The organism is Pseudobutyrivibrio sp. C4 (genome assembly GCF_900111635.1).
GTDB lineage: Bacteria > Bacillota > Clostridia > Lachnospirales > Lachnospiraceae > Pseudobutyrivibrio > Pseudobutyrivibrio ruminis.
In genome coordinates, this window is the sequence record NZ_FOHF01000009.1 from 50,621 (window position 1) to 63,805 (window position 13,185).

12 protein-coding genes are annotated in these 13,185 nt (G+C 38.8%); all 12 read right to left on the reverse strand.

Annotated elements, in window-relative coordinates; genetic code table 11:
- Nucleotides 1-12 precede the first annotated feature (12 nt).
- Nucleotides 13-942: an HPr(Ser) kinase/phosphatase gene (gene hprK, locus BMY66_RS12390; protein ID WP_090395383.1), complete on the reverse strand. Its 930-nt coding sequence runs from the start codon at nt 940-942 to the stop codon at nt 13-15.
- A gap of 31 nt (nt 943-973) precedes the next feature.
- Nucleotides 974-2,845: an excinuclease ABC subunit UvrC gene (uvrC, locus tag BMY66_RS12395; RefSeq protein WP_090395384.1), complete on the reverse strand. Its 1,872-nt coding sequence runs from the start codon at nt 2,843-2,845 to the stop codon at nt 974-976.
- A 5-nt stretch (nt 2,846-2,850) separates the two neighbouring features.
- A complete protein-coding gene (gene ftsH / locus BMY66_RS12400) occupies nt 2,851-4,854 on the reverse strand; it encodes an ATP-dependent zinc metalloprotease FtsH (RefSeq protein WP_081822045.1) in 2,004 nt (667 codons plus the stop codon).
- Between the two features lie 133 nt (nt 4,855-4,987).
- Nucleotides 4,988-5,785 (reverse strand): ABC transporter ATP-binding protein, encoded by a 798-nt coding sequence (locus tag BMY66_RS12405; protein WP_044938650.1) that lies wholly within the window; start codon nt 5,783-5,785, stop codon nt 4,988-4,990.
- Entirely contained in the window at nt 5,785-6,708 is a 924-nt protein-coding gene (locus BMY66_RS12410; protein WP_074791619.1) for an ABC transporter permease, read from the reverse strand. The genes BMY66_RS12405 and BMY66_RS12410 overlap by 1 nt, the downstream gene beginning before the upstream one ends.
- Nucleotides 6,709-6,781: 73 nt before the next feature.
- On the reverse strand, nt 6,782-7,819 hold the full coding sequence (locus tag BMY66_RS12415; RefSeq protein WP_044938655.1) for an ABC transporter substrate-binding protein: 1,038 nt from the start codon (nt 7,817-7,819) through the stop codon (nt 6,782-6,784).
- 98 nt (nt 7,820-7,917) lie between these two features.
- A complete protein-coding gene (locus BMY66_RS12420) occupies nt 7,918-8,697 on the reverse strand; it encodes an SDR family oxidoreductase (RefSeq protein ID WP_090395385.1) in 780 nt (259 codons plus the stop codon).
- A 124-nt stretch (nt 8,698-8,821) separates the two neighbouring features.
- Entirely contained in the window at nt 8,822-10,186 is a 1,365-nt protein-coding gene (locus tag BMY66_RS12425) for an MATE family efflux transporter (protein WP_090395386.1), read from the reverse strand.
- A gap of 187 nt (nt 10,187-10,373) precedes the next feature.
- Complete coding sequence (locus BMY66_RS12430; RefSeq protein ID WP_033153100.1) at nt 10,374-10,898, reverse strand: bL17 family ribosomal protein; 525 nt, start codon at nt 10,896-10,898, stop codon at nt 10,374-10,376.
- Nucleotides 10,899-11,034: 136 nt separating this feature from the next.
- A complete protein-coding gene (locus tag BMY66_RS12435; RefSeq protein WP_033153098.1) occupies nt 11,035-11,994 on the reverse strand; it encodes a DNA-directed RNA polymerase subunit alpha in 960 nt (319 codons plus the stop codon).
- 174 nt (nt 11,995-12,168) lie between these two features.
- Nucleotides 12,169-12,762 (reverse strand): 30S ribosomal protein S4, encoded by a 594-nt coding sequence (rpsD, locus tag BMY66_RS12440; RefSeq protein WP_033153092.1) that lies wholly within the window; start codon nt 12,760-12,762, stop codon nt 12,169-12,171.
- Nucleotides 12,763-12,778: 16 nt separating this feature from the next.
- Nucleotides 12,779-13,171: a 30S ribosomal protein S11 gene (gene rpsK, locus BMY66_RS12445; RefSeq protein ID WP_015548335.1), complete on the reverse strand. Its 393-nt coding sequence runs from the start codon at nt 13,169-13,171 to the stop codon at nt 12,779-12,781.
- Between the last annotated feature and the right edge of the window lie 14 nt (nt 13,172-13,185).

A 13,185-nucleotide genomic window follows, 5' to 3' on the forward strand; every position in this document is an offset into this window, starting at 1 on the left:
GATTTGCATCTCCTATCCATTAATATTATTCTGAACTCGCCTGTAAAGCTCTTCAGCAGCATTATAGCCCATCTTCTTCTGACGATGGTTAACTGCGGCAGCCTCACAAATAATAGCGAGATTTCTACCTGGTCTGATTGGAAGTGAGTGACATGTTACATCAATTCCTAGAATATTCATATATTCATCTGTCATACCAAGACGGTCATATTCTTTTTCCTTTGACCAATCCTCAAGCTTAATAACTAAATCAATACGCTGCTCATCCTTTACAGCCTCAACACCATAAAGTGATTTAACATCGATAATTCCAATACCTCTAAGCTCAATGAGATACTGTGTGATTGATGGTGCGCGTCCGTATAATCTTTCGTTGTTTGGACGACGAATCTCTACTACATCGTCTGATACAAGTCTGTGACCACGACGGATAAGCTCCAATGCTGCCTCTGATTTACCTATTCCAGATTCACCAGTAATAAGCAAACCTTCACCATAAACATCAACTAATACTCCGTGAATAGTTGTGTATGGTGCAAAATCTTTATTTAAAGAATATATCAAAGCTGACATAAACTCTGATGTAGCACGATTAGTTCCTAATACAGGAACATTTGCCTTAACAGCTTCCTTGAGTAATATTTCTCCTGGCTTTTCACCTCTACAGAAAATTACACATGGAATATCATATGTTAATAACTGTGCAAAGCTTTCTGCTTTTTCTTCATCTGTCTTTTTATTTAAGTACGCTGCTTCTACGTTTCCAATAACCTGAATTCGGCTTGAATCAAAATGCTCATAAAATCCGTGTAGCTGAAGCGCTGGTCTATTGACATCTGCAACTGTTACCTGAGCCTCTTCAAGATTAAGCTCTGGTGTGAAATTGGTAAGATTAAATCTTTCCTGAATTGTTGCTACTGATACAAATTTATTATTTGCCATAAAAACCTCCCATCTACTGAAAATTCATAGACTATTTTAGCTCATTTTCTGCGGAATTAATAGGGTGAAAGTAATTGTATACATTCTCTGCTGCTTCTTTACTCATAGATTCTGTATCCATCAAATCTTCCACTGTGGCATTTGCCATTTTTTCTGCAGAAATATATTTTTTCATAAGGGCCTTGCGTCTCTTTGGTCCAATGCTCTCAATATCATCAAGAAAACTTCTAACCTGTCCTTTGCTTCTGAGGCTACGATGATATTCTATTGCAAATCGATGTGCTTCATCCTGAAGTCTTGTAATTAACTGGAAGCCCTCAGAATGCGTATCTATAGGTATTTCTTCATCCTTATAGTATAGGCCTCTGGTTCTATGATGATCATCCTTTACCATACCTGCAATAGGAATGTGAAGCCCTAATTCAGCCATAACCTGCTCTGCAATGTGCACCTGTCCTTTACCACCATCCATCATTATAACATCAGGGAATTTGGTAAAGCTGTCTTCTATTACACCGCCATTTTCTTCAAGCTCTTCTAGACCATGAGAAAAACGACGAGTCAGCACCTCATGCATAGATGCGTAATCATTTGGACCTTCAACGGTTTTGATTTTGAATTTACGATAATCCGAGCGCTTTGGCTTACCTTTTTCAAATACTACCATTGAGCCAACTGATTGGAATCCTGAAATATTTGAAATATCGTATGCCTCCATTCTGCTCGCTCCTGGAAGTCCTAATATATCAGCTATTTCCTTCATAGCTCCAATTGTGCGGCCCTCTTCTTTCTTGATTTTTTCTCTATCCTGATCCAAAACCATCTGGGCATTTTTAGCCGCAAGTTCAACGAGCTTTTCCTTGGCTCCACGCTTAGGAGTTCTTATGTACACTCTGGAACCTTTTTTATTTGTAAGCCATGTTTCAATTAATTCCGATTCAGTCATTTCAAACTGAACAAATATTTCTCTAGGGATAAAAGGTGTACCTGTGTAGTAATCTTTAAGGAAGTATTCAAGCAAATCTTCATCTGTATCATCCACGCGAACATTAATAAAGAAATGCTCTCTACCAATCATTTTGCCACCGCGAATAAAGAACACCTGAACAACTGCATCCTCTTTGCCCTTCGCCATAGCAATTATATCTCTATCCTCTCCATCAAGCTGGGTAGCTTTCTGTCTTCCTGCACAGGCCTTAACTGACTCAATTAAATCTCTGTAAAGTGCAGCTTTCTCATAATCCATATCCTCTGATGCTGCAAGCATTTTTCTTTGAAGATCTTTTATTGTATCGGCGTAATCTCCATTTAAAAACTCGATTACTTTTTCTACGTTTTTACGATACTCTTCCACAGGAACATTTCCCTGGCAAGGGCCTAAGCATTGACCAATATGATAGTTCAAGCATGGTCTGTTCTTACCAAAATTTTCTGGAAGCTTCTGGGAACAGGTTCGTATCTTGTATAGTTTTTGAACTAGCTCAATAGTGTCGTGAACAGCTCCTGCAGATGTGAATGGGCCAAAAAACTTACTACCATTCTTTTTCATCCTTCTAGAAAACAGCACCCTTGGATATGCTTCCTGCAAAGTAACCTCAATATATGGGTAGGTTTTATCATCGCGAAGCATAGTATTATATTTCGGACGATATTCCTTTATTAAATTACATTCTAAAATAAGAGCCTCTAATTCAGAGTCAGTGACTATAAACTCAAAATAATCAATATTTGCCACCATCTGCTTTTTCTTGAGGCCCTCATCATGGCTTGGTTGAAAGTATTGTCTCACTCTATGACGAAGAGACAATGCTTTACCTACATATATAATTTCATCATTTTTCCCGTGCATTAGATAAACTCCCGGTTGATCCGGGAGTTTACTAAGGTCTTTTTCAGTTACCATATAAATTACTCATCAAAAATGCTATCTTTTACCACATTCTGTGGATCATTATCATCGTCAAAAAGACTATGTCTTTCTGGTTCTTTCTTTTCTTCTGGATCAGGAATTCCCTTTATTTCTCTAAAGATTGACATGAATTCCTTACCTGTAATTGTCTCATGCTCAAATAGATAGTCTGAAATCTTATCAAGGCATTCCATGTTGTCTGCAAGAAGCTGCTTAGCCTTTGCATATGCATCTGTAATCATCTGAAGAACTTCTTTATCTATTTCTGCTGCTGTATTTTCGCCGCAGATTAATGATGCTCTTCCATCAAGATACTGGCTCTCTACTGTTGCAAGTCCCATCATTCCAAACTTTTCAGACATACCAAATCGAGTAACCATTGCTCTGGCAATCTTTGTAGCTTGCTCGATATCATTAGCTGCACCTGAAGTGTACGAACCAAATTTAATATCTTCTGCTGCTCGACCACCCATATATGTAACAATCTTTGCAATTAACTCGTCCTTAGTCTCAAGGAACTTTTCTTCTTCTGGAGTCTGAAGAGTGTATCCCAACGCTCCCATTGTTCTAGGAACAATTGTAATCTTCTGAACTGGCTCAGCATCCTTTTGCAATGCAGAAACAAGAGCATGTCCAACTTCGTGATATGAAACGATTTTACGTTCCTTCTCACTCATCGCTCTATCCTTCTTTTCCTTGCCGCCAACTGCTACAAGTTCAAATGCTTCGAATAAATCTTTTTGATTTACAAACTTGCGCTTATCTTTGACTGCTAAAATAGCTGCCTCGTTAATGATATTTGCAAGATCAGATCCAACAAGACCTACTGATGCAAGTGCGATAGCATCCAAATCAACTGTCTCATCCATCTTTACATCCTTGGAATGAACCTTAAGGATTTCAAGACGTCCCTTCTGATCTGGCTTATCAACGATGATTCGTCTATCGAAACGACCCGGACGAAGTAATGCTTTATCAAGTACCTCTGGTCTGTTTGTAGCTGCAAGGATAAGTAAGCCCTTGTTTGAATCAAAACCATCCATCTCTGAGAGAAGCTGGTTTAATGTCTGCTCACGCTCATCGTTACCGCCGCCATAATGTGCATCACGGCTCTTACCAATGGCATCAATCTCATCGATGAAAACGATACATGGTGCTACTTTCTGTGCTTCCTTGAAAAGGTCACGTACACGTGAAGCACCAACACCAACAAACATCTCTACGAAATCTGAACCTGCAAGTGAAAAGAATGGAACACCAGCTTCACCTGCAACTGCTTTTGCAAGAAGTGTTTTACCTGTTCCTGGAGGGCCTACTAAAAGAGCACCCTTTGGAAGCTTCGCGCCGATTTCTGTGTACTTACGAGGGTTATGCAGGAAATCTACCATTTCCTGAACTGATTCCTTTGCCTCATCCTGTCCAGCTACATCCTTAAAAGTAACTCCGGTAGCTTTTTCCATATTGTAGAGCTTGGCATTTGATTTACCAACGCCCATTGGGCCACCACCCATACGTTTCATAAAGAAACCAAGAAGCACCCATAACAATACAATTGGCAAAACAAATGATAGTACGTTATAGATAATTGCCGCTGTCGAATCAGCAATTGTTCCTTCATACTCTACGCCGTGTTCATCTAACTTATCAAGCAAATCATCATCACGAAGATATGCTGTATAAAGCTTTACAGATGTGGACTGGCCTGTGCTTTCATAAATCTGCTGAAGCGCACTTGCCTCATCAGATGACATGCCATATGTTTCACCCTCAACAAGAGTAATATTGATGACATCGTTATCGAAGTTTACTTCTGCAACTTTATCATCTTCGACAAGCTGTAAAAACTCTGTGTAAGTAATCTCCTGATTTGAATTTGAACTAGCCCCTCTGTACATCATACTTGTAAAGAAAAGTGCCACAAGCACTAATATTCCTAAAGTGTAGAAAGGCTGACGATTATTCTTTTTATCTCCACCGTTTTGGTTGTTATTATTCTCGTTCACAACTGCCTCCGTTTTGTAGAAAATTCTTATATTAATTTATCATAAAATAGTGGAAAAGTAATGATTTTAATAAAATTTTAATAGATATAAAAAACAAAACCGTCTGCAAACATTGCCGACGGTTTTGTATAATTTACTTTGATAATATTTCTGTATCGTTAGTGAACTCTGTACCAGATACCTCTTCAAATTTATGTAAAAGGTCCTCAATTGTAAGATTCTTTTTTTCTTCTCCCGAAATGTTGAGAATAACTCTGCCCTCATTCATCATGATAAGTCGATTACCATAATGGATGGCATCTCTCATATTATGGGTAACCATCATGGCTGTAAGGTTATTCTCCTTAATTAACATATCAGTTATTTCAAGAACCTTTGCTGCTGTCTTTGGGTCAAGGGCTGCAGTATGCTCATCTAGCAGTAACACCTTTGGCTTTTGGAGAGTCGCCATGAGAAGTGTAAGGGCCTGTCTCTGTCCACCTGAAAGCAATCCTACCTTTGCTGTAAGTCTATCTTCCAAGCCCAAATCCAACTGCTTTAGCATTTCGTGATATCTTTCTCTTTCAGCTTTCGTAACGCCCCAGCCTAAACCTCTTGTTTTTCCTCTGCGTGCTGCCAAAGCCATGTTTTCATCAATCTGCATGTTTGCTGCAGTACCTGTCATAGGATCCTGGAACACTCTTCCCAAGTAACGAGCACGCTTGTGCTCTGGAAGGCCGGTAACATCAACACCATCTATCGAGATAGAACCTGCATCTACTGGCCACACACCTGCAATCGCATTAAGAAATGTGGATTTTCCTGCACCATTTCCACCAATTACTGTGCAGAATTCGCCCTCCTCTAAATAAAGAGATGCACCTGATAATGCTACTTTTTCATTAATTGTCCCAGCATTAAAAGTTTTTCTAATTTTATTAGCATTAAGCATTATCGTTTACCTCCTCTTTTTGCCGCCTTAAAGAAGGAGCTATTCATTTTATTCTTTAAATATGGCACAGCAAGGAATATTGCTACTATTATCGCTGTGAACAATTTCATGTCATTTGCTGGCATCTTGAGCCACAATACAAATGCTATGAAAATGTAATAAAGAATACCACCTACAATTACAAAACCAAGTGCAAGCCAGAATGTACTCTTTTTCTTGAAAAATGCATTACATAACACATCTCCAATAATGATGGATGCCAATCCTATTACAATCGCGCCTCTACCCATATTTACATCAGCATTACCATTGAACTGAGCAAATAGTGCGCCTGCAAAAGCTACTAACGCATTTGATACTACAAGTCCTAACGCTTTCATAACATTTACGTTAATTCCCTGGGCTTTTGCCATGGCTGGGTTTGTTCCTGTAGCACGAAGTGCAGAACCCATTTCTGTTCCAAAGAACCAATACATGATTGCTATTATAATCACAGCAATCACAAGAACTGTGACTAACGCATCTGTTTTATATCTAAGTGAAACAGCCAAATTGTACTTATCTACTGAGATAGGAGTGTTTGGCTGATTTTTAGCAATTCTCAAATTTATTGAATATAATGCGAGCTGAGTAAGAATACCGGCCAATATATCAGGAATTCCAAGAACTGTATGTAATACACCTGTAATCAAGCCTGCTAAAGCTCCTGCGATTAGTGCAAGTACTAAAGCCAACACCCAAGAATGGCCTGATATAATCACCATAGCTGCAACAGCTCCTCCTGTCGCAAATGATCCATCTACCGATAAATCTGCAAAATTTAATAATTTGAATGTAATGTAGATGCCTAGTGCCATTATTCCGTATATTATTCCCTGTGCAACTGTACCAGGCATTCCTGCAATTAATGTTTCAATTCCCATTTTAAACTCCAAAGAGCAAGGTCAAAATTTCTGACCTTGCCCCAAAATAATTTTATTTTGTTGCTAAATCTTATTATTCAGCCTCTTCTTCCATCTCGATTGCAACATAATCATCTGGAAGCTCAATTCCGAGCGCTTCTGCAATTACTGGATTATATTCCTTTGTAAACTCTGTTGCATACTGAATCTCATATGTAGCAGGGTCCTGTCCATTAACAAGGATTTCGTAAGCCATAAGACCTGCTGCGTATCCGATATCATAGTATGAAATAGAAAGTGTTGCGATACCGCATCCCTTACAGATTCCTTCCTCACCAGCGATGATTGGCACGCCTGCTGTAAGTGCTACATTGTTGATTGTTTCAGCGCAACTTGCTGCTACATTATCTGTAGGAACATATAATACATCGCTTTCTCCGCATGCTGTCTGAACTACTGTTGCAACGTCTGCTGAGTCAGAGAATGTGTATGCTGTAACATTGTATCCATAGTCCTCAAGATATGTTGTAATCTGATTTGCCTGATATAATGAATTATCCTCGCCAGAGCAGTAGATGATTCCTACTTCTTTTGCATCTGGGAAAAGTTCATTTAACATTTCTGCCTGTCCATCAAGTGGAGCCAAATCAGATGTACCTGTTACGTTGATTCCTGTTGTACCTTCCCAATCTTTAATTCCAAGTGCTGTACCATAATCTGTAATAGATGTAGCTACGATTGGAATAGAATTTGTTGCTGTTGAACTAGCCTGCATTGCAGGTGTTGCATTAGCCATAATCAAATCAACATTATCTGATACAAATGAATTTGCAATTGTGGCACATGTAGCTGTATCACCAGAAGCATTCTGTACGTTGATTTCTACCTGATCCCCAAGCTTCTCTTTTAAAGCATCTGAAAATCCCTCTGTTGCTGTGTCAAGGGCTGGATGCTGCACTAACTGAATTACTCCTACATTGTATGTCTGATTAGCATCTGTAGTAGTTTCTTCTGTTGTTTCGGTTGTTGTGGCTGTTTCTGCTTCCTTTTGAGCAGCTGCATCTGTACCGCAACCAACCATGCTAAGAACCATTACTGACGCCAAAACTGATGCAAGTATTTTCTTCTTCATGTTTTCCCCTCCTGATTATTCTTCTTTGAAGTACTTTAGCACTTTTAATCACTAAAGTCAACAAGAACAAAAATATGGGCCCACCAGGCCCATATTGATTACATACATGTATATCCGCCATCAACTGGAAGAATTACACCGTTAACATATGTACTTGCTGGAGATGCAAGGAAAATTGCTGCTGTGTCTAGCTCGCCCTCTTTACCATATCTGTTAAGAGGAATCATTGTCTTTGCATATTGCTGGAAAAACTCACTATCCAATGTTTCTTTTGTAAGTGGTGTTTCAAAATATCCTGGGCAAATAGCATTGACCGTAATACCCTTATTTCCCCACTCTGATGCAAGCGCTCTTGTGAGATTTACAACACCGCCCTTTGCAGCGTGGTATGCTGCTGCCGGAGCAATATTATTACCTACTAATCCATACATAGAAGCAATATTTATAATACGGCCATATCCGGCAGGAATCATAGCCTTTTTAGCAATGGCTCTGGCCATCTTAAAACTACCTGTCAAATCAATGGCTACTTCTCCTTCAAATTGAGCATCTTCAACATCTTCTGCTGGTGTAGCACCTGAACCTGTACCAGCATTGTTAATTAAAATATCAATTCTGCTAAACTCTTTAAGGACTGTATCTACTGCAGCATTTACTTTCTCAGTATCTGTAATGTCGCAAGGAACTCCAATGGCCTTTACGCCATATGTGTCAGAAATCTCTTTTGCCACCTCTTCGATAAGATTCTGGCGGCGGGCAACTGCTACTATATTACATCCCTGCGCTGCCAACGCCTTGGCCATCTGTACGCCAAGGCCTGATGAGCAACCTGTTATAAGTGCTACTCGTCCCGATAAATCAAAATACTTTTTCTCCATAAAAACTTCCTCCTTTAATTTTATGCCATTGTATCAAAATCTCAGGAAAAATGTAAAAGTATTTTTGCATAATTTTGTATTTATTTTGTATTTTTCAGACAATTCGTTTGTTAATTATCAAACATTAAATGTGGATTACTTTATCTCCTTCATATTTATCAGTTAATTTTTTACAACAATAATAGAATCCAGGCACTAAGAACAGGTCTGCAAAAAGCCATGCTACAGGACTGGCCCATATAGCTCCTCTAAAGCCTATCATAGGTACCAAAGTAAATGCTACTAATATACGAGCTATCATCTCCATTACACCTGCAAATACCGCAAATGTGGAGAATCCCATTCCCTGGATTGCAAATCTAAATATATTAACTCCTGCAAGCAAAGTATAGGTAATACTATTTGCCAATAAGAACATTCTAGCCTGTTTAATAACAATGTCCGTAGATGTAAATAACCTTAAGATTGTACTTCCACTAAAGAACAATACTATAAAGATGAGTATTGCATATATCGTTCCTAACATCTGCGCTGTCCATACACCTTTTCGAACTCTTTGGATATCTTTTGCGCCAACATTTTGACCTGCAAATGTGGCCATAGTGCCTCCAAGTGCATCAAAAGGACATACTACAAACATAGATACTTTAGAGCCTGCTGTCATAGAAGCTACAGCGACAGTACCTAAGCCATTAACAGCGGTCTGTAGAACAACCGAGCCAATTGCTGTTATAGAGTATTGCAAGCCAAATGGAAGACCCATTGATATTAAGACAGCAGTATGGTGTGGACCTAGCTTTAAATCATTTTTTGCCAGCTTAAGAATAGGGAATTTCTTTTTCATATAAATCAGGCAGCTTATACCTGCAATAAACTGAGATATTACAGTTGCAAGTGCTGGTCCATCTACGCTCATGCCCAAAACTATAATAAAAACAATATCTAATACAATATTGATTCCTGCTGCCATAATTAAGAAGTAGGTTGGCGTTTTGCTATCTCCTAGCGAACGCATTATACCAGCGGTAAGATTATACAGAAAAGTAACCGGTATTCCGAAAAATATAATTGAAATATAGGAATACGCTAGCTTGATAATATCATTTGGGGTTTGCATAATCTCCAATATTTGATAACAAAAGATACTTACTACTAATGTTATAGCAAGAGCAAATATGCCAGATATTATTATTGAATTTCCTACAAACTTACGCATCGAATCATAGGATTCTGCTCCAAATCGTTGAGCAACAGGAATTGCAAAACCCGAACAGACTCCTATACAAAAACCATTGATTAAAAAATTAATAGATCCAGTTGAACCTACTGCAGCTAATGCATTATCTCCTAATGTTTGACCAACTATAATAGTATCAACAAGGTTGTACATTTGTTGGAATAAAAGTCCCGCAAGCATAGGAATGGAAAACCCTAATATAAGCTTCATTGGGCTTCCTTCTGTCATTTTCTTTGTGCTATCGGCTGCCATATTTAAGACCTCCCATTAATCTCTTTCTTGCTTTTAGAATACACCACATTTTATTTTTATTATAGTATTTATTTTAGCATTTTATATAATATTATAGATTTTTCACCATAGGCAATATGCATATTGAATCTATTATTTCAATAAAAAAAACCAGGACTAATGTCCTGGTTTAAAAAGCAAATATATATTATACAAGCTCAAGAACTACTTCCATAGCTGCATCGCCCTTACGTGGTCCGATCTTAACGATACGTGTATAACCACCCTTGCGGTCAACATACTTTGGAGCAATCTCATCAAATACAAAGTTAGCCATATCAACCTTGTGTGTCTCGCTCTTCTTAGCACCCTTAGCTGTAGGTGTGTAAAGAACCTGCATCATCTGACGACGAGCGTGAAGTCTTGAAGGAGAATCCTTCTTAATCTTCTTATCAACTGTATCGTATACAGTTACCTTCTTGCCATCAACAACTTCCTTTACTCTCTTACCATCTTTGTCCTTGCGTGCTACCTTAGCCTGAACTGTAACTTCTTCGAAGTTATCCTTTTCCTTAACACCAAGAGTAATGATGTGCTCAGCAATCTTCTTTACTTCCTTAGCCTTAGCTTCAGTTGTAACGATCTTGCCGTGATAAAGAAGCTCTGTTACCTGGTTTCTTAAAAGAGCTTTTCTCTGTGATGATGTTCTGCTTAATTTTCTGTACTTTGCCATTTCTTTTCTCCTTATAACTGGCGTTACAGGTGCTCATCGGTCTTACCCCGTAACTTGATTAATGGAAAGGCATGCGCGACAGTGCTCATCGGTCTTATCCGTCACGTATTATTTCCTGTTACTATATGCTCTCGAACTAGTCCTCTACCATTCTAAGTGAAAGGCCAAGCTCGCTAAGCTTCTGCTCTACTTCTTCCATTGACTTGCGACCAAGGTTACGAACCTTCATCATGTCATCTGGTGACTTGTCGCAAAGCTCTGCTACTGTGTTGATACCAGCTCTCTTTAAGCAGTTGTATGAACGAACTGAAAGCTCAAGCTCATCAATGCTCATTTCAAGAGTCTTACCTGTTGTATCATCAGGCTTATCAGCGATAACGCTAAGATCCTGAGCAGCATCTGAAAGGTTAACAAAAAGATTTAAATGCTCGCTGAGTACCTTTGCAGCCATAGAAACGGCTTCATCTGGACCCATTGTGCCATTTGTATATACATCAAGTGTAAGCTTGTCATAATCTGTAACCTGGCCTACACGAGTGTCCTCAACTGTCATATTTACACGCTCTACTGGTGTGTAAATTGAGTCAACTGCAATCTTACCGATTGGAGTATCTGGAGTTTTGTTCTTATCTGCAGAGATATATCCACGATTCTTTGTAATTGTAAGCTCCATGTAAAGCTTGCAATCATTACCACCATTAAGATGTGCAATAACAAGATCAGGATTGATAATCTCGATATCAGAGTCAACCTGGATATCAGCAGCTGTAACAACTCCCTCTCCCTCGAACTCAATATATGCTGTCTTTGGCTCATCTGAAGAGCTATTATTTCTAATAGCAAGCTCCTTGATGTTCATTACGATTTCAGTAACATCCTCTTTTACACCTGGAATGGCACTGAACTCATGAAGAACGCCTTCAATCTTTATCTGGCTAACTGCAGCTCCTGGCAGAGACGAAAGCATAATTCTGCGAAGTGAATTACCAAGTGTTATACCATAACCTCTCTCAAGGGGTTCAACAACGAATCTGCCGTATTTTTTGTCCTCAGAAATCTCTACGATTTCAATATTTGGGTTTTCAAAATTTAACACTACATTGCCTCCTTATTTCATAAATTATGAAACTTAATGTACTAGACTCTAAAAAAGGAATATTTAATAAATATTCCATCAGATTACTTATTGCCACATAGTAAAATTGTAACAAATCGCACTTATACAAGCAAGCTTGTATAAGTGCTTTTTGTAAACATTTACTAATAATTATTATTTTGAATATAACTCGACGATAAGCATCTCGTCTACTGGTACATCAATCTGCTCTCTATTAGGAAGCTCTTTAACTGTACCCTTAAGGTTCTCAGCATCAACATCAACCCACTCTGGAGTTGTTCTACCAGCTGTAACCTCTGCGATATCCTTAAATCTCTGAAGGCTCTTTGACTTCTCGCGAACTTCGATAACATCGCCTGCCTTTACAAGATATGAAGGAACATTTACTGGCTTGCCGTTTACAAGGAACATCTTGTGATCAACAACCTGACGAGCTTCTTTTCTTGTACGAGCAAATCCCATACGGAATACTACGTTATCAAGACGGCTCTCAAGCATTGTCATAAGGTTTTCACCTGTCATACCCTTCTGACGGTCAGCCTTCTCATAATAATTACGGAAAGGCTTCTCAAGTACGCCATAAATGAACTTAGCCTTCTGCTTCTCCTGAAGCTGAAGAGCGTACTCAGACTTCTTGCCTCTTCCTCTATTCTTCTGTCTACGTGACTTTTTATCATATCCTAAAAATGTAGGATCTAAATCAAGAGATCTACATCTTTTAAGAACTGGTGTCTTATTAACTGCCATTAGATTTCCCTCCTAATTAGACTCTTCTACGCTTTGGTGGACGACATCCGTTATGTGGAACTGGAGTAACATCCTTGATTGTAAGAACCTGAACGCCGTTTGCATCGATTGCTCTGATTGCAGCTTCACGTCCTGAACCTGGTCCCTTTACGAATACATCTACACTCTTTAAACCGTGAACTAAAGCAGCCTTAACTGCTGTCTCTGCTGCCATCTGTGCAGCATAAGGAGTAGATTTCCTTGAACCTCTAAATCCTAGACCACCAGCACTTGCCCATGAAAGAGCGTTACCCTGAGCATCTGTAATAGTAACGATAGTATTATTGAAAGATGCCTGAACATGTACCTGTCCGTGTTCAACGTTTTTCTTTACACGCTTTTTTGTTGTCTTCTTTGCAACTTTAGCCATAATTAAACTAACCT

Excerpts from the sequence above, each read along its gene's own strand:
- uvrC (WP_090395384.1), bottom strand. The coding sequence starts at position 2,845 with ATGGTAACTGAAAAAGACCTTAGTAAACTCCCGGATCAACCGGGAGTT.
- rpsK (WP_015548335.1), bottom strand. The coding sequence starts at position 13,171 with ATGGCTAAAGTTGCAAAGAAGACAACAAAAAAGCGTGTAAAGAAAAAC.
- BMY66_RS12410 (WP_074791619.1), bottom strand. The coding sequence starts at position 6,708 with ATGGGAATTGAAACATTAATTGCAGGAATGCCTGGTACAGTTGCACAG.
- BMY66_RS12415 (WP_044938655.1), bottom strand. The coding sequence starts at position 7,819 with ATGAAGAAGAAAATACTTGCATCAGTTTTGGCGTCAGTAATGGTTCTT.
- BMY66_RS12420 (WP_090395385.1), bottom strand. The coding sequence starts at position 8,697 with ATGGAGAAAAAGTATTTTGATTTATCGGGACGAGTAGCACTTATAACA.
- rpsD (WP_033153092.1), bottom strand. The coding sequence starts at position 12,762 with ATGGCAGTTAATAAGACACCAGTTCTTAAAAGATGTAGATCTCTTGAT.
- BMY66_RS12430 (WP_033153100.1), bottom strand. The coding sequence starts at position 10,898 with ATGGCAAAGTACAGAAAATTAAGCAGAACATCATCACAGAGAAAAGCT.
- BMY66_RS12405 (WP_044938650.1), bottom strand. The coding sequence starts at position 5,785 with ATGCTTAATGCTAATAAAATTAGAAAAACTTTTAATGCTGGGACAATT.
- hprK (WP_090395383.1), bottom strand. The coding sequence starts at position 942 with ATGGCAAATAATAAATTTGTATCAGTAGCAACAATTCAGGAAAGATTT.
- BMY66_RS12425 (WP_090395386.1), bottom strand. The coding sequence starts at position 10,186 with ATGGCAGCCGATAGCACAAAGAAAATGACAGAAGGAAGCCCAATGAAG.